Raw genomic sequence first — 21,250 nt, forward strand, 5'->3', positions numbered from 1 at the left:
GTCCCTTGAGGGTGCGGATTTCCTTTCCTGTCTCTAGATTCCAGAGTTTGATCGTGCTGTCATCACTGCCAGAAGCCAATGTCTTGCCGTCGGGACTAAAACTGACGCTATTGACATCGCTATTATGTCCCTTGAGGGTGCGGATTTCCTTTCCTGTCTCTAGATTCCAGAGTTTGATCGTCTTGTCATCACTGCCAGAAGCTAGTGTCTTGCCGTCGGCGCTAAAACTGACGCTCCTGACAATGCCATCATGTCCTTGCAAGCGGTTGCGTTCTCTTCCTTGAAAACTAACTACCTGCAAAGCATTCATTACCTCTGGGTTAGTTGTATGTTGGCTTTGCAGAAATTTTCCCGCCTTGATTGCTTGGACAAAAGCCTCTAAGTCTTTATTTTCATTCAATAGAGACAAAGAATATCGACCAAGAGATTCGGCTTCATTGAGTTCCGATTGGTTTTTCTGATTCCATGCCGTGAAACCCAATCCACCGCTAATTACCATCGCCACCAAAGAACCAGCCGCAATCCCCCAGGCGGTTCTGATTTCGCGCTTTCTGCGAGCTGCTTCGGCTTGTTGGAGGCGCTGTTGTTCTCGGATACTCTCCTCAATAAATTCTTTCTCATCAATTAAGTCTTCTGGGCGTTCTTTCAGTTTTTCTTCTGCCTCCGCCAAAGCTGCACCACGCAACAATGAACCCGAATCTCGATTCGTTGCTTCCCATTGTCCCTTTGCTCCCCGCAGTCGCTCTTGCCAAGCTCTAAAAACGCGGCTTGTATTCATCCATTCTCGCAATTCTCCCCAATTACGAATCAGAGCTTCATGAACTACCTCCACCGTTTCTTGACTGCTGAGATTGCGACTTGTCACCACCAACCGAGCATCAGCTAATTTTTTTACCAAAGACCAGCTTTGCTCCCCCAATTCCGCTTTCATCGCTATGCGTCTGGTATCTTCTGCTCCCTCACCGGGACGTACCAATTGAATAAAAATCCGCCGGACTTTTTCCTTCTCTTCATCTGTCAAGTTGCCATATTTCTCATCAGCATGGCGAGCTAACGCACCTTCTACTTGACCAATTTCTTCATAAATTTTGTGAGTTAATAGTTTACCCGATCGCTTGTTCCACAACTCTGTTAATGCAAACTCTAGCAAAGGTAAATTTCCCGGTTGGTCTTCCACATCATCCAGAATGCGTTCTACCAGTCCGGTTTCAAATGTCACCCCTAATTTTTGGGCAGGTTTTTCAATGACTTCTGTTAGTTCTTTCCGATTCATCGGCCCCAGTTTCAAGTCAGCATTTTGCAAGACATCAGCAAAGGGACGATAGGAGAGAGCATTTCCCAAAAAATCTGCCCGCATCGTTGTCACCAACACCGTAGCCGATGAAGACAGGGAAACAGGAGTTTCTAGACTGGCTAATAAGCAGTCGAGAAACTTACGGCGTATTTCCTGATTGTTACAGAGTGTGTAAATTTCTTCAAATTGGTCAGCAATCAGTAGCACCCGATGATTAGGGTGATTTTGCCGAATTTTAGCAAAAACGTCTGAGAGAGGAACAGAGCCTTTTTGCAAATAATCAGCTAACTCTCGCGCTTGGATAATTTGTTTAGTTTGATCTAAGTTGGGTGTATAAAGAGGAACAAGAGCTAAAGCGATCGCATGGAAAGGATCAGAACCAGGACGAAAGTGAGTAAACTGCCAATGACCCTTTTTTTGCAACTTAGGGACTAATCCAGCTAATACCACCGAAGATTTACCGCTTCCTGATGCACCTAACACCGGAATAAAATTATTGGTTTTAGTTGCACTATAAAGTTCTTCTATAAATATTTCCCGCCCAAAGAAAAACTCAGCCTCATTGGGGCCAAAATGAAACAAACCCTGATAAGGACAAGGGAGATATTCATCAACAGCGATCGCAGAATCAACAGATTTTACCTCTTCCCTAGAGTAGAAGTAGTTGTAGATAATGTTTCCTTCACCAACTACAGCACCTTTTACTTCATTTTGAAAACTTGAGTGGAATTTGGAACTCTCTTCAGCCATCTACATACTCCAGTGGCTTCTAGCCAAATTTATTTTCCTGTTTGTTGCGATCGCCAACCTGAATCCCCTTCACTTCGCCTTCAAACACTGTGTTATACTTACCTGCTGCTGACTCTTCAGGCTTTTCCTGTTTCAGTAACTCCTGAGCAGCCTTAATAATTTCCGCATCCTGATCAACACCAGCTTCAGCTAATTTCTTTTTAAGTGGTGCTTCATAGGTTTCAGGATCTGTTTCGTGTTCTTCCAGAACCATTTGGGCTTTTGGTTCACTTTCAAACTTCTTCTTAATCAAGGCTTTCAAACCCTGATAGGCATCTTTAACAGCTGTTCCTGCGGTATCTTTAGTAGCAGCGATCGCACCAGCGCCTAAAGCTGCAATAATTATAGAAATAGGTTCCATATTTAATTCTCAACAATTTGTAATAGTGAAAATACTTATCTTTGAGATTTATATTATCACAAGCTGTGCAACTGACTTACTTGCAATGTGAGTTTGATAAACCTCTGTGCGATCGATCTCAGACGCAGAGTTGACTTTATTACCAGAAGAAAAAAAAGGAGCAGCAAGTTTTGATGTGTAATTAAAATCTCTGTTGCAAAACTTAATTACGAATTACGAATTACGAATTAGTTTAACTGTCCCCAGTCCCCATTCAAAACAGGAAATCCCAAATTGCTAAATCCAAAATCTCAAAAGGTTTTTGTCACAGGGGGGACGGGTTTTATTGGTGCCCATTTAATCCGGTTGTTGCTGCAACAGGGTTATACAGTCAAAGCACTAGTACGCCATAGCAGCAATTTGGAGAATCTACGCGGTTTAGAGGTGGAAATTGTCAAAGGCGACTTGAACGATCCAAATCTTTGGCAACAGATGGCAGGTTGTCAATACCTATTTCATGTTGCAGCCCATTATTCCCTCTGGCAAACAGACCGTGAATTACTCCACCGTCACAATGTCCTGGGTACGCGGAATGTGTTGGCAGCAGCTCGCAAGGCTAACATTGAGCGCACCGTCTACACAAGTTCAGTGGCAGCGATTGGGGTAGGATCGTCTAGTCAAATCGTCGATGAAACACATCAAAGCCCCTTAGAAAAGTTGGTGGGTAACTACAAAAAGTCTAAGTTTCTGGCTGAACAAGAAGCCATTCAAGCCGTTGCTAGAGGTCAGGAAGTAGTTATTGTCAATCCCAGCAGTCCTATTGGCTCGTTGGATATCAAACCTACCCCGACGGGTGATATAATACTGCGGTTTTTAAGAAGGCAAATGCCTTTTTACTTGGATACTGGTCTAAATTTTATCGACGTGCGAGATGTGGCTTGGGGGCATTTACTGGCTTTACAACGGGGTAAATCTGGCGATCGCTATATCTTAGGTCATCAAAACCTTAGTCTCAAAGAATTACTTGAACAACTCGCCGATATCACAGGTATGATAGCACCTCAACGAACAGTACCCCCTTGGCTGCCTCTTAGTGTGGCCTGGGTTGATGAAAAGATTCTCGCACCATTAGGTAAATCGCCCTCAGTCCCATTAGATGGCGTTCGGATGGCGAAACAACCTATGTATTACAATGCTACCAAGGCTGTACGAGAGTTGGGTCTACCCCAATCTTCGCTGAAAGTCGCACTCCAAGATGCTGTAGATTGGTTTGTTGCTCAGGGATATGTCAACCCGTCTGGGAAATTCAAAATGTAAGACCCCAGAGATAAATTTTGGGGTTGAGAAAGTGGTGTATTTATCTTTAAAAGAGGAGCGATCGCAACAATGGCAGTTAATATACAACAAGCTATGGATATTGGGAAGTATCTAGTTACGCAGCGTTTAAAAGGACGCAAACGCTTCCCTTTAGTATTGATGTTAGAACCTCTTTTTCGGTGTAATCTAGCTTGTACGGGTTGTGGTAAAATCCAACATCCAAAGGAAATTTTAAAGCAAAATCTCACCCCAGAACAGTGCTTTGCCGCAGTGGAAGAGTGCGGCGCGCCGGTTGTCTCAATTCCTGGAGGAGAACCTCTGCTGCATCCCCAGATCGATCAGATTGTCCAGGGATTAATTGAGCGCAAGAAATATATTTACTTGTGTACCAATGGTTTGTTATTAGAAAAGTGCCTGGATAAGTTTCAACCTTCTCCTTATCTAACTTTTAGTGTGCATTTAGATGGGATGCGGGAGTTGCACGATCAATGCGTAGATCGTAAAGGCGTTTTTGATATTGCTGTCAAAGCCATTCGCGCCGCTAAAGCTAAAGGCTTTCGTGTCACCACTAACACCACTATCTTCGAGGGTACGCAACCCAAAGATATGCAAGAGTTCTTCAATTTTCTAGAAACGCTAAATACTGACGGGATGATGATTTCTCCTGGCTACAGTTACGAGTGGGCACCAGATCAAGATCATTTTCTCCACCGCGAACAAACCCGCGCCCTCTTCCGAGAAATTCTCGCTCCCTACAAAAGTGGTGAAAAAAACTGGAACTTCAATCACAATCCGTTGTTCCTCGATTTTCTCACTGGCGAGAAGGACTACGAATGCACACCTTGGGGTAGCCCTAGTTATAGCGTTCTCGGTTGGCAAAAACCTTGCTATCTGCTGAACGAAGGTTATTACTCTACTTTCAAGGAATTACTAGCACAAACTGATTGGAGTCAATACGGCCAGAAGAGTGGTAATCCTAAGTGTGCCGATTGTATGGTTCACTGCGGCTATGAACCCACCGCCGCAATGGATGCAATGCAACCGCAAAATATGGCGCGTGCCCTTGGCAGTGTCTTTGGCAGGAATTAATAATCAGGGGGAAAGGGGAAAAAGAACCCCATATTTAAAAACCTTGCTTTTACCCCTATCTTTTTAACGACGTAGATGTTGAGATAGGACTTACAAAAACAATACAAAACTCTGATTTCCCGGTAGGGGCAATTCATGAATTGCCCCTACTGCATTTACTATTGCGGAAGTCATACTAGAGTTGGTATGTTAGGGAAAATTTCAGTCCACTCAAGTGGACTTTAACTCTTACAGAAATGTGAGTAATAATAAATATTTAAAAACAGCCTAGTGCTGGATTTTATCAATCTTTTCAATCACTATCCCTTTATCGTAAATCAAAGGGTTTAAGACCCCAACAATACAGGTAGTATCATTCTCAGCCGGGGTTTAAATCCCCGTCTGAAAATGTCTTTAATTTTTAATTTTTAATTTTTAATTTTTAATTGTTAACTGGCTTTACTTGGAACACCAGTAAAGGCGAAAAACTGTTGTTCTTTGGGTGCAGCTAAACTTTCACCAAGGTAACGATGAATACCTACTCCCATGTCTCCGGTTGCGGTGAGTTTGAAGTTCGCTTCTTCAAATCCATATTCACGGAAAAATTTACGCACAGTCTCAGAGTGGGGAATACCGTTAGAGTGTCCACGAGTCCAAATTACAAAAGCACCTTGCTTGCTGAGAAAGCTGAGGTTTGCTAGCAAGCGATTTAATTCAGCTTCATCTGCAAGATTGCCAAATACACCACAGACAATCACAATGTCTGCTGGCACTGCTCCTACATAGTTCGAGGAGAGAGTTGCATCACCATTGATAAACTCAATTTGTTTTGTCAAACCCAAGGATTCTATTGTTTGTTGTCCACGTTCAACTAGGTGTGGATTTAGCTCTACAAGTCGGGCATAAACATCTTTTGCTCGTGGGTGATTTGATAGCGTTCCTAGCAAATCTCGTCCATCGCCCGCACAAACACTAACTACACGGATTAACCCTGGTTCGGACAAGTTCAAGCTATAGGAAATGTATTCCTGCACAATTTGCAAGCGTTGTTGCAATTTTGGTTCGTTCTTGTAGAGGTCGTGCCATTCAAACCAGTCTTTTACCATAGGAAGTAATTTCCATTCCCATTAATCACAAGTTTGCAAAATTACAGACATAGTGTGTAATTTAAAACTACGATAATCATATCGAAAATTCGTAGTTTGTATTGAACACAGAGTATCATGAAAAATTCTCCAAAATCAAGTCTTTTTTCTTTATATAAAGTTGAGAGCAGAGACGCAAAGAAATTGCACTTATTACCTTGTATCGATACAATGCAGCCGTAAATATGCTGTGTACCCCAGGCAGGAGATGCCAAGTAGCAAATACTACAAAAGTTAAAAATACGATACCTGCGGCGGATTACGCCTACGCATTCTTTAAGGGATTTCCCTGAAAGAAATTTCCAGTATTTATTAAAGTGCCGAGAAGTTAACCTAGATGTAAAGTTATGTAAATTAAATTAACAAACATAACAATAATTTGTAATAAATTATGATGCGGCAGCATTGTATAAAGAGAACTTGGAAGTAAAAAACAACATCTTAATCAGGTTTTCCAGTCATTCATCGAAGTTTGAAGTTTTTTAACAAAAGTTTTAATCTGAAAGCCTGGAGATCGTAAACTTATTTCTTGGATGTCTGTTTTAAACCTTTCGTAACTCGTCAGGCAGTGCTGACATCAGAAATCAACTGAACCATTCAGTTTTGAGTCCAATTATTCTTAACCAAGCAAATTAGGAGATTTAAGGCAATGGTTTTAGATGCATTTGCAAAAGTAGTTTCCCAAGCTGATACACGCGGCGAATATCTCTCTGATGCACAATTGGATGCATTGAGCGAACTAGTCAAAGATGGTAACAAGCGTGCAGATGCTGTTAACCGTATTACCAGCAATGCGTCAGCTCTTGTTGCTGCTGCGGCTCGTGATTTGTGGGCAGAACAACCCCAATTGATCACTCCCGGTGGTAATGCTTACACCAGCCGTCGTGCAGCTGCTTGTATCAGAGACTTGGACATCATTCTTCGCTATATCACCTACGCTATCTTTGCTGGCGATTCCAGCGTGCTAGACGATCGCGCGCTCAATGGATTACGGGAAACCTACTTGGCATTGGGAACCCCAGGAGCTTCAGTTGCTGTTGGTATTCAAAAGCTGAAACAAGCTTCTTTGGCAATTGTCAACGATACAAACAATATCACCAGAGGCGATTGCAGTGCTTTGGCATCTGAAATAGCTAGCTATTTCGATCGTGCTGCTGCTGCTGTAGCTTAAGCCAAGCAAAATTTGCTGATGTTGACTAAATAATTGTCCATAGGACAAAACAAAATTTCAACCATAACGTTTGTAAAAGGGAAATACCAAAATGACAAAAACACCTCTAACTGAAGCAATTGCATCGGCTGATTCTCAAGGGCGCTACCTCAGCAGCACCGAAATTCAAGTTGCTTTTGGTCGCTTCCGCCAAGCTCCAGCTAGCTTACAAGCAGCAAAAGCATTGAGTGCTAATGCTCAACGCTTGACCGAAGGTGCTGCTCAAGCAGTGTATAACAAGTTCCCTTACACCACCCAACAACAAGGCCCTAACTTCGCGTCTGATTCACGCGGTAAAGGCAAATGTGTACGTGATGTCGGCTACTACTTGCGGATTATCACTTATGCTTTAGTTGTTGGTGGCACAGGCCCCTTGGATGATTTCTTGATTTCTGGCTTGGCTGAAATCAACCGCACATTTGACCTGTCTCCTAGCTGGTACATTGAAGCTCTCAAGTACATCAAAGCTAACCACGGTCTTAGCGGCGATCCAGCTGTTGAAGCAAATTCCTACATCGACTATGTAATCAATACTCTAAGCTAGAGTGTTTCTTTAGCCCGGAGAGGAAATCAGCTCTTATGACAAGTAAGTTCTATGAGTTGTTTACCTCTCCGGGCAGTTTTATTAGAACATCTAGCTGAAAACCCTGGAGAAAGAGGAACGTAGTTCTGTATTTTTTGCTTTAGAACAGGGATGAAAGCTACCGACGTAGCACGGTATTTGTTACAACTTTGGGGAAGTTAGCAACCCAGTGCCTCTTTTAAGCCACCGTCAATTGGCACAATATTTTTATCAGTACAAGATTTAAAAACCTACCCTCAGACAGGGGGAAAGTATACGCCCGAAATAACGTAAGGAGATATCACTACGCCTTGTGGCAAATGTGGTAAGGCAGCGAGCGCAATCTTCTTCCTTGACGTTAGCGAGTCTGCATCCCCTATGGGAAGCGAGCTACACGCAGCGTCTAGCAGAGAACGTATGGAGAGTTTCTCCCCAATGAGGACTGCCAAACCCGTAGGGTGAGCCTGGGAACCTGTGGAAACAGGATATTAAGGCAGCAATGTCTTAAAAATCACCTTACCGAAAGGGACGGTGAGTGTCAATTTCAAAAAGACTGTTAAAAGACTAGAAAAAATTTTTCTAAAAAGTTTTCAGTTTTGCAGTTAAAACTGAGGAGGTTTAAAGATGGCAGCTTTGGGACAAGCAGCAAGATTAGGGATTGGAGCGTTTGAAAATTCAGCGCCAGTAGAACTACGTCCCGATAGAACAGAAGCGGATGTAGCAGTGGTTATTCGGGCGGCTTACCGTCAGGTTTTGGGTAATGCATATCTACTAGAAGCAGATCGTTTAGAGAGTGCAGAATCACTGTTACAGCAAGGTACAATCACCGTTAGGGGATTTGTGCTAGCCATTGCTCAATCGGAACTTTATCGGGATAAGTTTTTCTACTCCAACTCCCAAACTCGGTTTATCGAGTTGAATTATAAGCATTTATTGGGGCGTGCGCCACAAGATGAGTCAGAGATTTCCTACCATGTTGAGCTTTACAACTCACAAGGTTACGAAGCAGAGATTAATTCTTACATTGACTCATTAGAATATCAAGAAGGTTTTGGCGAAAATATTGTCCCCTACTATCGAGGCTTTAAAAGTCAAGTAGGACAGAAAAACGTTGGTTATAGCCGACTGTTCCAACTGTATCGGGGTTATGCCAATAGCGATCGCGCTCAAGGACAAAAACAAGGACGGCTAACCTGGGAAATAGCTAAAAATCTAGCTTCACCCATTTACCCCGTCTCTGCTGGAGCCATTACAGGTCTTTCTAGAGGCGATCGCGGCGAAACATACCGGATCAGAGTGCTACAAGCAGCTTCCCCCAACTCAACTGTAGTAAGGCGCGGTACTGCGGAATTGCTCGTACCCTACGAGCAACTTTCTAGTAAATTGCAGCAGTTGAATCGCAAGGGCAGTAGGGTTATTAGCATTACAGCCGTATAAATAGGGAATCAGGGGGAGTAGGGAGTAGGGAGTAGGGAGTAGGGAATTTCACCACTCTCAAATCCCCACTCACTACTCCCCTTAGCAATTATTAAGTTACAAAAGGAAAATTACCAATGGCTATTACAACAGCAGCTTCCCGTTTGGGAACAGAACCTTTTAGCAATCAGTCTCCTGTGGAATTGCGTCCAAATGCAACCAAAGAAGACATTGAGAGAGTAATTGCTGCCGTCTATCGTCAAGTTTTGGGCAACAACTACATATTGACATCAGATCGCCTGATAAGTGCTGAATCGATCCTGCGCGACGGCAAAAGTACAGTCCAAGAGTTTGTGCGTCAATTAGCTAAATCAGAACTGTACAAATCCAAGTTTTTCTACGACAACTTCCAAACTCGCGTCATCGAACTAAACTACAAACATTTGTTGGGTCGCGCCCCTTATGATGAGTCTGATGTTGTCTATCACTTAGACTTGTATCAAACCAAAGGATATGAAGCCGACATAGATTCTTATATTGATTCGCCAGAGTATCAATCTAGCTTTGGTGAAAATATAGTGCCTTACTATCGTGGCTTTAGTACCCAAACCGGACAGAAAACTGTCGGATTTAGCCGGATCTTCCAACTTTATCGCGGCTATGCCAGTAGCGATACCTCCCAACTCAAAGGCAAATCTTCCCGCCTCGCTAGCGAACTAGGTCGCAATAGTGCATCCATCGTTGTTCCTCCCTCTGGCGGGCCATCAGGCTTTTCATACGTTGCTTCCGAAAAAGGCGTTACCCCCAACAGTACTTTTGGTGGTGCGGGAACCTTTGGTAAAGAAGGCAGACTTTACCGCATTGAAGTAGCAGGTGTTTTTGGAGCCGGTTATCCTAGCACACGCCGCGTCAATCAAGCGGTGATTATACCTTATGAAGAATTATCTAGTTACTTCCAGAGAGTGGTAAAACAAGGTGGTAAAATAGCTAGTGTGAAACCCCTTTAGTGTCATTTGTCAATAGTCATTAGTCAATAGTCATTATTAAGGACAAACGACTAATGACGATCTAAAATTGGGAATTAATTTTATGGTTGGATCAAGTAGTAGTAGAACGAGTAGTCGCTACTTTCGATATGAAGTAGTGGGTCTGCGCCAAAGCGAAGAAACTGAAAAAACTAACTATCCCATTCGTTCTAGCGCCACTGTGTTTTTCACAGTACCTGAGAACCGGATGAATCAAGAAATGCAGCGAATTACTCGCTTGGGTGGCAAAATAGTCAGCATTCAGCCATTGAACGCTGAAGCGAAAACAGATAGCGAACAAAGCGATCTTCCTTCTTCATAATGAATTCCAGTCCTCAGAAATTTGAAGATTTATCATCGACAGACAACTCTGGCGACGGTGAATCTTTAACAGTAGAGCAAGCGATCGCTAATCTGGAAAGTGCAGATTTAGGTCTGCGCTTTTATGCTGCCTGGTGGTTGGGTAGGTTTCGGATATCTGAAGCAGCTGCGGTTACAGCATTAATGAAAGCGTTAGAGGATGAAGCCGACAGAACACCAGAAGGCGGATATCCTCTGCGACGGAACGCAGCTAGAGCTTTAGGGAAACTAGGCGATCGCCAGGCCGTCTCACCTTTAATTGCGTGTTTAGACTGCTCAGATTTTTATGTCCGAGAAGCAGCAGCACAATCCTTAGAAATGTTGGGCGATCCGGTTTGCATTCCCGCCCTGATTGAGTTATTACAAGTAGGTTTGCAGGGAGAGCAGCTGATATCAAAGCAGCCTGATTTATCTCAACCCTACGAGGCCATCTTAGAAGCCTTGGGAACCTTGAGGGCGACTGAGTGCATCCCTTTGGTAAAACCATTTTTAGAGCATCCAATCGAATTGGTGCAATATGCTGCCGCACGAGCCATGTATCAATTAACCCAAGAACCAGTTTATGGAGAACGGTTAGTAAAAGCTCTGGCAGGAGATAAATTGCAATTGCGTCGAGCCGTATTAGCAGATTTGGGAGCAATTGGCTATCTACCCGCAGCAGATGCGATCGCCGAAACTCTTGCCGAAAATAGCCTGAAGTTAATTTCTCTGAAGGGATTACTAGAACATCAAGTTAACCACACAGCAACAAGCACTTTGTCAGATGGTGCGATTAAAGTGATCGATTTGATGGACTCGCTATTGTAGTCATAATTTTCCAGAAATTAGTTGTTATTAATACGTTTAAACCAAATGTTTACCACACATGAACCCCTAACCCAACTGCAAAATCAGGGCTAGGGGGTTTATGTATGATGTCAACTACGGAGAACTTAAGCTACAATTGGCAGATCCCTAATGACTCATGAAAAATTATTATGAATAACAGTGACCTTGCCCAAATATTAATCCGTGCTGTGGAAGAAGCAGACTCCTCCGATCGCTTATTAGATGCAGTTCGGGAGTTAGCGGCAGCTAGAATCGAGGAATCTGTTCCTACTTTGATTGCAGCTTTAGGCTACAACAATCCAGGGGCAGCAGTGGCGGCAGTAGATGGACTAATTGCGATCGGCGAACCCGCAGTACCATCACTATTGCAACTAATTGATGACTACAACTACAGTGCTAGAGCCTGGGCTATTCGAGCCTTAGCGGGAATTGGCGATGTCCGGGCGCTGGATACCTTGTTAGAGGCAGCAAAAACCGATTTTTCCTTAAGTGTACGGCGGGCAGCTGCCAGGGGATTAGGCACTTTGCGCTGGCATCAACTACCTGCTGAGAAACTGGAATCTATTCAGATTCAGGTATTAGAGGCGCTATTACTAATTTCTCAAGATCCAGAATGGATAGTGCGCTATGCAGCAGTCACGAGTTTAGAAACACTAGCGATGTCTGGCGACAACCCGCAAAGCGGCAACGCTATAGCAGTTAGTTTACCCGATCAAGCGTCGCGGATTACAAATCAACTTCAGCAAATACTCGATACCGATGCCGATTTGGGAGTTCGCACCCGCGTAAAATTTGCCCAGCAAAAAATTCAACAGCAACAACATCAAGAAGTGTTTGCACCGAAAAGAAAGCTAGAAGAAACTGAAGTATCTGAAGTACCTCATCGTGGTGGTGGCAGACGGTGATTCACCATTGATTGCTCAAAGCCTTGAAGCAACTGGGTTTTTACTCAGTCCAGCACTTTGCAAATCCCATTTAAAAATAAAAACACCCTTCCTTGCTTGTAAGGAAGGGTGCTTTAGCTTTAAGCCTTAAAAAGGGGGGAAAATCAATTAAAGTCCACCAATTTATCGGGGGATTTAGGGGGATCTAAAAGTATTTGATACATTCCTAGAGACTTTTAAAACATCCTCTAAGGGTGAAACTTGAGCTTTCCAATGTTTGGGTAGTTGAAGATTTTCCGGTAGGATCGTTGTGCGATCGCTAGAAGAATGCGTTTAATTTAGGCATTCTTCAAAATGCTAAAACTTCACTGAGGATAACAACAGGAAAACCAGGAACATTACGAAAGCCTTTATTATTGGTAATAAATTGGTTAGAATTAACAGATAAAGCTGTTGCAGCATGAATAGCATCGGGTGTTTTAAGATTAGTTGTAGCCCGAAGATTAGCAGATTTTCGCAGTATTGATTGACTAATAGGAATTAACTGCACTTGAGATAATAATAGTTCTTCATAGTCTGCTACTAAAGAATTATTGCCATTACGCAATGGAACAACTAAAACCTCCATTAATATTATTTCACTGCTGATGATTTGAATTTCTCCTGCATAAAGTTTAGACCATAGTGGTTGCAAAAGAGAGTAATAATCAGGGTTGCCTTCAATAGTATAAATAGCCACCGAAGTATCTATATAAATAGAGCCACTTGTTGGAAGTATTAGCTGTCCCATGATAAGCGTTCTTCTTGTAGTTGTCTGTCTATATCCTCAGCAGTTCGAGAAGGGTGTCTCCTACGGCTTTCTTCTATAATCTCAAGTACAGAACGGTGTTTGGGTTCAGTTTTTTCTGGTAAAATCACAAATACATCAACGCTATCGCCTATTTCAGCTTCTGGAATTTCAATTTCTATTTTGTTTCCTGGTAAAACTTTGGTTGTGATACGTAAAGCTGATTGCATGGTTTTCCCTCAACATTTATCAATACAGAATTCAGGAGTCAGGAGCCAGAATTCAGTTTAAAACCCCCTAAACATTGAAAATTTAGTTTTTTGTATAAAACTATAGCATTAAGTGAAAACGGTAGAATACGCCCAAATAACTAATGATGCGGTGATAACTTAACCCGATTGCCGCCAATGTGTCGGTGCTTCGATATAATCAGGTAGGCGAGTAGTGCGATCGCCAAGTGCCTCTCTAATCTGCCGCAACTCTAAGTTTTTCGCTCCTGTCAAAATAGTTCCTTCCAGTTTGACATTACTGAGATTAGCTTCTGAAAAGTTAGCTCCCATGAGGTTGGCCTGAGTCAGGTTAGCTTGATAAAAGGTTGCCCTATAGAGGTTTGCTCCAATCAGATTAGCCTGATACAAGTCAGCTTCCGTTAAGCTAGCTTCTGAGAGGTTGGCAAAATAGACTTCTGTTTGGTGGAGTTTGGCTGCATTCAAATTAGCCCCAGAAAGATTAGCCCCATTTAAGTTAGCCCCACAGAGATTAGCACCAATCAAACCCGTTTGGTGCAGGTTGGCTTTACCTAATTTTGCTCCTTGCAAGTTAGCTAAAAATAACTTTGCTCCTGAGAGGTTAGCCATTTTTAAGGTCGCTTGTTGCAAGTTAGCTTTATAAAGGTTCGCCCCCTGTAAATTAGCTGCACGCAGACTTGCACCAGAGAGGTTGGCTGAACGCAGGTTTGCACCAGAGAGGTTGGTACGATTCAGGTTAGCCCAACAAAGGTTGGCTGCATATAAACTAGCTTTTAGTAATTTGGTTTCATAAAGAATCGACCTAATGAGTTTAGCGCCACTAAGGTCTGCTCCACTCAAGTCAGCCCCACGTAAGTCAGCCCCACTCAAATCAGCCCCACGCAGGTCTGCTTGTTGCAGGTTAGTTTTTAGTAGGTCTGCTTGTCTAATATCGGTGTTACGTAAATCAAGTTTTTGATCTTTTGGGTCTTCGAGTAAATTACGCCTACCGATAACAGTCAGGGCGGCTTGAATATCGGTGCGTATTTTGGGGAATTCTTCATGAAGATTTTGCTCCAACTGCGGTGTCGGACGCGACCCTCCTCTCCGCCGACTTGAGTAAACTGCTGCTTGATATTCCGGCTGTTGTTGCTCCCCTTTTACCTGCTGGATAGGTGCATTCTCTCGTACAAAGGCAGTGAGAATTTCCATAATTGTCCAGTGTTCTTGAGGAAAATCTTGAGCAACTCTTTCTAAAGCATAAATTGCGCCTGTCCGGGTTTCAACCTTTTCATGGCCAAGCTGGGCAATTGCGCCCATAAAGCGCTCTGCAATTAATCTGTCTTGATTGAGTTTGGCATTTTGCAAGCCAATTTCTAAGTTTTTTTCAGATGCGATCGCACTCTTTTGCATCGCTTGGGCACGTCTTGCTGCATAATAAGTATTAAACATTGCTGCCGATGCCAGAAAAACTATGGCAGTAGTTGTTAAAGCTTGGTTTCTATACTGAATTTTTTCTTGAATTGACAACTCTTTAATACTAGACAAGGCGAAGAAAATTACAGTCAACGAGCAGCCAAATATAACTGTTATAGTTATCAACCAATTCAACAGAGCATCTGTCTTTTTAGAAGACATGGTAAAAATTTTCCTTACAACCTAGAATTATTACTTAGATGTTGGGGAAAAATAGTATAGCATTTAGCAGAAATTTATAATAGGTGCTAAGACACTCATTGAATTAGGTAATGATATCGAATATACTTTTATATCACGGTATCAAGAAACCCTTGCACTACAAGAATTACGAATTAAGTAATCAAGCGGATATGAGATTACTCAGAAAATTTGGTTTCTCTGAGGTTTGCTCCATCAAGTATGGTGTCATAGAGAATTGCGCCATGCAAGCTAGCTAGATATAAACTAGCACGATGCAGGTTAGCTCCAGAAAGGTTAGCTTTAGAAAGGTTAGCTGCACTGAGGATTGCTCCTTCTAAATTAGCTAGATATAAATTAGCTCCTTCTAGATTAGCTGCACTAAGTATTGCTCCCGCTAAATTAGCTTTTCTAAGATTAGCCCCCGCGAGATTAGCTTGATAGAGATTTGTCTGTTGTAGATTCGCTCCATTCAAGTTTGCTCCTCTCATATCCGTGAAGCTCAAATCAATTTGCTCTTTTCCTGGCTTTTTGTTTGCATCTCTTCTGGCGATAACCGTCAGCGCGGCTTGAATATCTACACGAACTTTTGTTGACAAGTTACTCGTTATTTCCTTGTGGGGCATATAAGGAGCATTTTTTCGCACAAAATTAGTAAGAATGTCTATGATTATCCAGTGGTATTGTGGATAATTATGGGCAATTTGCTCTAAATCATTAATTATAGCTAGAGTGGTATCTATAGTATTATTTCCTAGCTGTTCACTTGCTATTCTTAAGCGCCGTTTTAGTAAATTATGCTGATTTGGTTGAATTTTTTCCTGAAAATCAAGTATCGACAGGAATGTTTTTGATAGCTCGATGTAATTTTTTGATAATATATTTTTCATAGTATGAACAGCATTAATAGTTAATAAAAGTAAATCTAAATACCCGCTTTTTACGGAATAAATTCTTAGGGGTTGTTTGAAAAGTCGTTGGCTGTGATTTTAATTGCATTATTACCCCCCTTAATCCCCCCTTATAAAGGGGGGAAACAAGTAAAATCCAGTTCCCTCCCCTTTACAAGGGGAAGGTTAGGGAGGGGTAAAAAAATATTTGATACATCAATCATAACTTTTCAAATATCCTCTTGTCTTTGTTATTGTTTTATACATAATTAATACTTACTAGTCTTTAGTTTTCACTCACAATTAACTCTCATCATGATAATTTTGATTTATTTATAATCAGTTATTAACTAAAAATGAGTATTAGAATGCAGCAAAAAACACAGCCAATAGTTAAAAACCTGGTGTTAATTGGTGGCGGTCACAGCCATGCTATTGTTATGAAAATGTTCGGCATGAAACCGTTAACAGGAGTACGTTTGACGCTGATTACCGCAGCATCAGAGACAGCCTACTCTGGGATGTTACCAGGACACATTGCCGGATTTTACAGCCACAAGGAATGCCATATTGACTTGCGACCCTTGGCGAACTTTGCTCAAGCACAATTGTATATTGACACAGTAGTTGCCCTTGACTTGAAAAACAACAAAGTTCTTTGTGCTAACGGACTTGTGGTAGATTTTGATGTGCTGTCTATAGATATTGGCAGCACTCCGGCTAGAATATCTGTATCAGGTGCGGCAGAATATGCGATCGCAGCTAAACCAGTATCGCAGCTATTAGAGCATTGGGATGAACTAATTGCAGCCGTAAGTAAAAATCCTCAAGAACAAATTAGCATTGCGATCGCAGGTGGAGGCGCTGGCGGTGTAGAATTAGCGCTATCGATGCAATCTCGTTTACAGAGGATACCAATTCAAAATCTAGAAATTCATTTATTTCAGCGCGGACAAGAATTGATGCCCAATTATCATCAATCAGTGCGGCATCAAATTCAGCAAATTTTAACTAACCGAGGTATTAAGTTACATCTGGGGGAAAGTGTGTGTAAAATTGCACCTAAAACTCACAATAAAGCTAAAGAAATATTTGAAATTAAATGTGAATCTGGTTTAACAGTAGAGTGCAATAAAATCTTTTGGGTAACACAAGCTTCAGCACCCGAATGGTTAAAAAACGCTGGACTAGGAACTGATGAGCAAGGTTTTATTTTGGTAGAAGACACGTTGCAATCTCAAACGCACCCGCAAATATTTGCTGCTGGTGATATTGCCACAATGGTAAATCATCCGCGTCCGAAAGCTGGGGTATTTGCTGTTAGGCAAGGTAAACCTTTATTTGAGAATTTACAGCGAATTTTATTAGATAAGTCGCTCAAACCTTATAGACCACAGAAACAATATTTGAGTTTAATTGGTACAGGAGACAAACGAGCGATGTCTGCGACGGGCAACGCCTACGCAACCAGAGGCACTTTTACTTTACCACCTCACAAACTCTTGTGGTGTTACAAAGATTGGATTGACCGCCGCTTCATAGAAGGCTTCCGCAACTTCTGAGTTTTCTCTCAACCGAGGCATCTCACCAAAATACCACGAGTAACATGACAATTCCTAACAGTGCAAAGTTGAATGGTACTAGCAAAGATAATATGACAAATAGGCATTCCATTGGCAGAAACTACCCTGAAAAATACAGTAGTAGGAGAATACCATGACAACGCTAGTCAATGAGACGATTGAGAGGCTGAAGACCAATGTGAAGGGTCATCTGGTGCTTCCTAACGATCCGAGTTATGACGAAGTACGCGAAATATGGAATGCGATGATCGATCGCAGACCTGCTGTCATCGTGCAGTGTGCAGAAGCCGATGACGTTCGCTATGCGATCGCATTTGCGCGAGAGAATGGGCTGGAAATATCAATCAGGGGCGCTGGACATAACATCGCCGGAAATGCTGTATGTGATAACGGCCTGATGATCGATCTTTCAACCATGAGGAATGTCCGCATTGATGCTCACAAGAGGCGTGCTTATGTCGAACCAGGTGCCACACTTGCTGATTTTGATTCTTCAGCACAGGTGCATGGGTTAGCGACTCCAGTGGGAATTAATTCAACGACTGGTATAGCAGGTCTTACCTTGGGTGGCGGTTTTGGTTGGTTGACGCGTAAGTACGGCCTGACCATCGATAATCTTGTCTCTGCGGAAGCGATCGCCGCAGATGGGAATAAGATACGAACCAGCGAAAACGAAAACCCTGACCTTTTCTGGGCGATTCGAGGTGGCGGCGGTAACTTTGCGATCGTAACTGAGTTTGAATTCGCTCTTCATCCTGTGGGGCCGGAAATATTGGCTGGGTTGATCGTTTTTCCCTTTAGCCAAGCCAAACAAGTACTGACACAGTATCGTCAATTTGCTGAATCAGCCCCCGAAGAACTCAATGTGTGGGTAGTACTTCGCAAGGCTCCGCCACTGCCTTTTCTTCCTGAGAATGTGCATGGCAAAGAGGTAGTTGTGCTGCCTGTCTTTTATGTAGGTGATATTGTAGAGGGTGAGAAACTGATCGAACCTCTACGTAGTTTTGGCGATGCCTATGGCGAACATATCGGTGTTCAGCCTTACATAGAATGGCAGCAAGCTTTTGACCCGTTGCTGACACGCGGTGCTAGGAACTACTGGAAATCTCATAATTTCACAGAGTTACATGATGGAGTACTGGATGCGATCGTGGAATTCGCAAGCAAGCTACCTTCGCCACAGTGCGAAATCTTTATAGGATTCATTGCCGGGGCATCCAACCGTGTCTCGGCAGATGCCACAGCATATTACCATCGAGATGCGAAGTTTGTGCTTAACGTGCATGGACGATGGGATGATGCAGCAGACGATGAGATGGGCATTGCCTGGACACGTGGGTTTTTCCAAGCTTCTGCCCCCTATGCATCTGCTGGTGCTTATGTGAACTTCCTAACCGCAGAGGAGGGCGATCGTGTCGCAGCAGCTTACGGCTCTAACTACGATCGCTTGGTACAGATCAAGAAGCGGTACGATCCTGAGAACATTTTCCATCTCAACCAGAATATCAAACCCTAATACCAATTCTGTATAAAGATGCGCCAAATTATATAAGGAACGAACCGCAAAGGGCGCAAAGGAGAGGCAGCGCGGTCTTGGGGGTTTCCCCTATGAGCGACTGCCGTCACAAAGGAAGAAAGAAAATTTGGCGCAGCCTCACAAAGAAATGGTATAAGCTAGCTTTGCTTTCTACTCCCAATCATAGACACTAAAAAGCGCTCTCCAGAAAGGGGGGCGCTTTTTGTTTTATTTGACGTGATTATGCGAGGAGGGGTGTTAGAGCAATACAGTTCAGATAGAGCAACAAAACATTTGTAGAGACGGCGATTTATCGCGTCTCAAAAACCCAAAATTGTTGCCAGTAGCCCTTAACCCAAGCTTATTGGGTGTTAAAGGACTTTTGCAATAGGTCTAATGAAGTTGTTCAATTAGCTCAACAATTTGTTGATAATACTGAATATTCCCTTCTTGATAATACAAGTCTGCGGATTTCTGAAAATCGCTAATTGCTCCTTGAGAATCTCCTAGATTTTGGTAGACATCTGCCCGAAGAATGTAAGCTGAAGCCCAATTAGGCTGACGCTGTAAGGCTTGGTTTAAGTCTGCAAGCGCTCCTTGTAAGTCTCCCAACAGAGAACGGCTACGACCCCGATTGTACCAGTCTTCGGCAAAGCTGGGGTCGATCGCGATCGCACGACTGTAATCTTCTATTGCCCCTTGATAATCTTCTAGGGCATAGCGAGCATTGGCGCGATCGCTGTAAAATGCAGCAGATTGAGGATTAAATTGCAATGCTTGGGTGTAATCTGCGATCGCACTTTCATAAGCTTCTAAAGCATAATAGGTGGAACCTCGGTTATAATATCCTTCAATTAAATCAGGATTAATTTTTAATGCTTGATTATAATCGGCGATCGCTCCTTGTTCATCTCCTAAAAGACGACGAGCATTTCCCCGATTACAATACGCTTGGGAAAATTCAGGAACAAGCTTGATCGCTTGAGTGTTATCATCAATTGCACCCTGTAAATCTTGCAGAGCTTCACGAGCAATACCCCGACCGTAATAAGCTGCGGCTAAATTATCATTAATCTGCAATGCTCGATCGTAATCTTTAATTGCTCCTTTATGATCTCCTAAAGAACGACGAGCCGCCGCGCGATCGCAATATCCTTCTGCTAAATTAGGATTGAGTTGTAATAGGCGATTGCTATCTTCAATTGCACCTTGATAGTCTCCCAATCGGCGACGAGCATTTGCCCGAAAGCCGTATACTAAAGCTAAAGTCGGATTTTCTTGTAATGCTTGGTCATAATCTGCGATCGCACCTTGATAATCCTCAAGAGTACTACGAACCAGACCGCGCTCACAATAAGCTTGTACATCATCAGGATTCAGCTTTAATGCTTGATTAAAGTCTTCAATTGCTTGATGATAGTTTTTGAGGTGAGCAAGCACCAGACCCCGATTATAGTACGCTCCGGCAAAGCTGGGATTGATTTTTAGGGCGTGGTTGTAATCGGCGATCGCACTTTGATAATCTGCTAAAGCGTAGTGAGCATTACCTCGGTTATGATAAGCCTCCGCCAAGTTAGGATCTAATTGTAATGCTTGGTTATGGTCAGCGATCGCTTCTTGATAATTGCCTAAAATCTGGTGAATATTGCCCCGATTGCTGTAGGCTGCGGCAAAATGGGGATGCCATTGTAAAGCTTGCTGAAAATCTGCGATTGCCCCTTGACGATCGCCACGTTCAAAACGAGTTACGCCGCGATTATGATAAGCATTGGCAATATCAATATTGATGTTATCAGCCAATTGGGTACTTATTTCTATAGTTTGAATATAATCGGCGATCGCTTTGTCGTAGTTTTCGGAAGCAAAGTAGGCATTGCCCCGGCTGTGGTAAGATTGCGCCAGATTAGAATCTAATTGTAATGCTTGGTTATGGTCAGCGATCGCTTCTTCATAATCGGCTAAAAAGTAACGAGCATTAGCCCGATTGTAATAGGCTATGGCAAAATTGGGATTGATTTCGATAGCGCGATTGAAATTAGCGATCGCACTGCGATAATCTTTGAGTTGACCACTTAAAATCAGCCCTAAATTATGGTAAGCTTCGGCATAGTCAGGATTTAGCTTGATTGCTTGGGTGTAAGCTGCGATCGCGGCTTGATAGTCCCCTTGCAAATTTTGGTTTAATCCTTGGTTAAAAAAATCTTCCGCATTCATATAATTTTTTTGGCTTTTGACATTCTCTAGCCTAAAGCATCGTGATTCTTAACGATATGTTTTAAAAATTATTCCAACTCCCCCATTAAACCAATTCGCAATTCGCAATTCGCAATTCGCAATTACGTTTTGTGACGGG

At 42.7% G+C, this 21,250-nt stretch carries 18 protein-coding genes and 1 pseudogene; 11 read left to right on the plus strand and 8 right to left on the minus strand.

Annotated elements, in window-relative coordinates; genetic code table 11:
• Positions 1 to 2,044: nSTAND1 domain-containing NTPase (locus tag HWQ37_RS12720; protein WP_465249694.1), on the minus strand; the 2,044-nt coding region annotated here is incomplete at its 3' end.
• Between the two features lie 19 nt (positions 2,045 to 2,063).
• Complete coding sequence (locus tag HWQ37_RS12725; protein WP_292747763.1) at positions 2,064 to 2,444, minus strand: hypothetical protein; 381 nt, start codon at positions 2,442 to 2,444, stop codon at positions 2,064 to 2,066.
• A gap of 273 nt (positions 2,445 to 2,717) precedes the next feature.
• Here HWQ37_RS12725 and hpnA point away from each other — a divergent pair, with 273 nt between their 5' ends.
• The gene (gene hpnA, locus HWQ37_RS12730; RefSeq protein WP_292747765.1) at positions 2,718 to 3,740 is read left to right on the plus strand and encodes a hopanoid-associated sugar epimerase; all 1,023 of its coding nucleotides are present in this window, start codon (positions 2,718 to 2,720) and stop codon (positions 3,738 to 3,740) included.
• Positions 3,741 to 3,809: 69 nt separating this feature from the next.
• A complete protein-coding gene (hpnH, locus tag HWQ37_RS12735; RefSeq protein ID WP_292747767.1) occupies positions 3,810 to 4,829 on the plus strand; it encodes an adenosyl-hopene transferase HpnH in 1,020 nt (339 codons plus the stop codon).
• A gap of 428 nt (positions 4,830 to 5,257) precedes the next feature.
• Here hpnH and HWQ37_RS12740 read toward each other — a convergent pair whose 3' ends face one another.
• Positions 5,258 to 5,914, minus strand: coding sequence for a class I SAM-dependent methyltransferase family protein (locus HWQ37_RS12740; protein WP_292747769.1), 657 nt, complete (start codon positions 5,912 to 5,914; stop codon positions 5,258 to 5,260).
• Between the two features lie 688 nt (positions 5,915 to 6,602).
• Between HWQ37_RS12740 and HWQ37_RS12745 the strand changes: the two genes are divergently transcribed.
• From HWQ37_RS12745 to HWQ37_RS12775, 7 genes and pseudogenes are all read left to right on the plus strand, one after another.
• On the plus strand, positions 6,603 to 7,124 hold the full coding sequence (locus tag HWQ37_RS12745) for a phycocyanin subunit beta (RefSeq protein ID WP_289795183.1): 522 nt from the start codon (positions 6,603 to 6,605) through the stop codon (positions 7,122 to 7,124).
• A 91-nt stretch (positions 7,125 to 7,215) separates the two neighbouring features.
• Positions 7,216 to 7,707, plus strand: a complete 492-nt coding sequence (gene cpcA, locus HWQ37_RS12750) for a phycocyanin subunit alpha (RefSeq protein ID WP_094328476.1) — start codon at positions 7,216 to 7,218, stop codon at positions 7,705 to 7,707.
• A gap of 642 nt (positions 7,708 to 8,349) precedes the next feature.
• A complete protein-coding gene (locus HWQ37_RS12755; RefSeq protein WP_292747771.1) occupies positions 8,350 to 9,162 on the plus strand; it encodes a phycobilisome linker polypeptide in 813 nt (270 codons plus the stop codon).
• 116 nt (positions 9,163 to 9,278) lie between these two features.
• Entirely contained in the window at positions 9,279 to 10,148 is an 870-nt protein-coding gene (locus HWQ37_RS12760) for a phycobilisome linker polypeptide (RefSeq protein ID WP_292747773.1), read from the plus strand.
• 82 nt (positions 10,149 to 10,230) lie between these two features.
• Positions 10,231 to 10,443, plus strand: a pseudogene (locus tag HWQ37_RS12765) (phycobilisome linker polypeptide); the annotation flags it as partial.
• Between the two features lie 44 nt (positions 10,444 to 10,487).
• Positions 10,488 to 11,333 carry a HEAT repeat domain-containing protein gene (locus tag HWQ37_RS12770; protein ID WP_292747775.1) on the plus strand — a complete coding sequence of 282 codons (846 nt, stop codon included), beginning with the start codon at positions 10,488 to 10,490 and terminating at the stop codon, positions 11,331 to 11,333.
• A gap of 170 nt (positions 11,334 to 11,503) precedes the next feature.
• On the plus strand, positions 11,504 to 12,259 hold the full coding sequence (locus HWQ37_RS12775) for a HEAT repeat domain-containing protein (protein ID WP_292747777.1): 756 nt from the start codon (positions 11,504 to 11,506) through the stop codon (positions 12,257 to 12,259).
• A gap of 328 nt (positions 12,260 to 12,587) precedes the next feature.
• On the opposite strand, the gene HWQ37_RS12780 is transcribed toward HWQ37_RS12775, so the two are convergent.
• The 4 genes from HWQ37_RS12780 to HWQ37_RS12795 form a co-directional block, all read right to left on the minus strand.
• Entirely contained in the window at positions 12,588 to 13,028 is a 441-nt protein-coding gene (locus HWQ37_RS12780; protein WP_292747779.1) for a type II toxin-antitoxin system VapC family toxin, read from the minus strand.
• Positions 13,016 to 13,255 (minus strand): hypothetical protein, encoded by a 240-nt coding sequence (locus HWQ37_RS12785; RefSeq protein ID WP_292747781.1) that lies wholly within the window; start codon positions 13,253 to 13,255, stop codon positions 13,016 to 13,018. Before HWQ37_RS12785 ends, HWQ37_RS12780 begins: the two co-directional genes overlap by 13 nt.
• Before the next feature lie 159 nt (positions 13,256 to 13,414).
• The gene (locus HWQ37_RS12790) at positions 13,415 to 14,890 is read right to left on the minus strand and encodes a pentapeptide repeat-containing protein (RefSeq protein ID WP_292747783.1); all 1,476 of its coding nucleotides are present in this window, start codon (positions 14,888 to 14,890) and stop codon (positions 13,415 to 13,417) included.
• Between the two features lie 197 nt (positions 14,891 to 15,087).
• Positions 15,088 to 15,798 (minus strand): pentapeptide repeat-containing protein, encoded by a 711-nt coding sequence (locus HWQ37_RS12795; protein WP_292747785.1) that lies wholly within the window; start codon positions 15,796 to 15,798, stop codon positions 15,088 to 15,090.
• 368 nt (positions 15,799 to 16,166) lie between these two features.
• Here HWQ37_RS12795 and HWQ37_RS12800 point away from each other — a divergent pair, with 368 nt between their 5' ends.
• Positions 16,167 to 17,360 carry an FAD-dependent oxidoreductase gene (locus HWQ37_RS12800; protein WP_292747787.1) on the plus strand — a complete coding sequence of 398 codons (1,194 nt, stop codon included), beginning with the start codon at positions 16,167 to 16,169 and terminating at the stop codon, positions 17,358 to 17,360.
• Positions 17,361 to 17,514: 154 nt separating this feature from the next.
• Complete coding sequence (locus HWQ37_RS12805; protein ID WP_292747789.1) at positions 17,515 to 18,897, plus strand: FAD-binding oxidoreductase; 1,383 nt, start codon at positions 17,515 to 17,517, stop codon at positions 18,895 to 18,897.
• Between the two features lie 393 nt (positions 18,898 to 19,290).
• Here HWQ37_RS12805 and HWQ37_RS12810 read toward each other — a convergent pair whose 3' ends face one another.
• The gene (locus tag HWQ37_RS12810; protein WP_292747790.1) at positions 19,291 to 21,111 is read right to left on the minus strand and encodes a tetratricopeptide repeat protein; all 1,821 of its coding nucleotides are present in this window, start codon (positions 21,109 to 21,111) and stop codon (positions 19,291 to 19,293) included.
• Positions 21,112 to 21,250: the final 139 nt, after the last annotated feature.

This window comes from Nostoc sp. NMS4, assembly GCF_017115095.1.
In the GTDB taxonomy this organism is placed as follows: domain Bacteria; phylum Cyanobacteriota; class Cyanobacteriia; order Cyanobacteriales; family Nostocaceae; genus Nostoc.

Coding starts and splice junctions, on each gene's coding strand:
- HWQ37_RS12795 (WP_292747785.1), bottom strand. CDS start 15,798: ATGAAAAATATATTATCAAAAAATTACATCGAGCTATCAAAAACATTC.
- HWQ37_RS12760 (WP_292747773.1), top strand. CDS start 9,279: ATGGCTATTACAACAGCAGCTTCCCGTTTGGGAACAGAACCTTTTAGC.
- HWQ37_RS12790 (WP_292747783.1), bottom strand. CDS start 14,890: ATGTCTTCTAAAAAGACAGATGCTCTGTTGAATTGGTTGATAACTATA.
- HWQ37_RS12810 (WP_292747790.1), bottom strand. CDS start 21,111: ATGAATGCGGAAGATTTTTTTAACCAAGGATTAAACCAAAATTTGCAA.
- hpnH (WP_292747767.1), top strand. CDS start 3,810: ATGGCAGTTAATATACAACAAGCTATGGATATTGGGAAGTATCTAGTT.
- HWQ37_RS12740 (WP_292747769.1), bottom strand. CDS start 5,914: ATGGTAAAAGACTGGTTTGAATGGCACGACCTCTACAAGAACGAACCA.
- HWQ37_RS12745 (WP_289795183.1), top strand. CDS start 6,603: ATGGTTTTAGATGCATTTGCAAAAGTAGTTTCCCAAGCTGATACACGC.
- HWQ37_RS12805 (WP_292747789.1), top strand. CDS start 17,515: ATGACAACGCTAGTCAATGAGACGATTGAGAGGCTGAAGACCAATGTG.
- HWQ37_RS12780 (WP_292747779.1), bottom strand. CDS start 13,028: ATGGGACAGCTAATACTTCCAACAAGTGGCTCTATTTATATAGATACT.
- cpcA (WP_094328476.1), top strand. CDS start 7,216: ATGACAAAAACACCTCTAACTGAAGCAATTGCATCGGCTGATTCTCAA.
- HWQ37_RS12755 (WP_292747771.1), top strand. CDS start 8,350: ATGGCAGCTTTGGGACAAGCAGCAAGATTAGGGATTGGAGCGTTTGAA.
- HWQ37_RS12800 (WP_292747787.1), top strand. CDS start 16,167: ATGCAGCAAAAAACACAGCCAATAGTTAAAAACCTGGTGTTAATTGGT.
- HWQ37_RS12775 (WP_292747777.1), top strand. CDS start 11,504: ATGAATAACAGTGACCTTGCCCAAATATTAATCCGTGCTGTGGAAGAA.
- HWQ37_RS12725 (WP_292747763.1), bottom strand. CDS start 2,444: ATGGAACCTATTTCTATAATTATTGCAGCTTTAGGCGCTGGTGCGATC.
- HWQ37_RS12785 (WP_292747781.1), bottom strand. CDS start 13,255: ATGCAATCAGCTTTACGTATCACAACCAAAGTTTTACCAGGAAACAAA.
- HWQ37_RS12770 (WP_292747775.1), top strand. CDS start 10,488: ATGAATTCCAGTCCTCAGAAATTTGAAGATTTATCATCGACAGACAAC.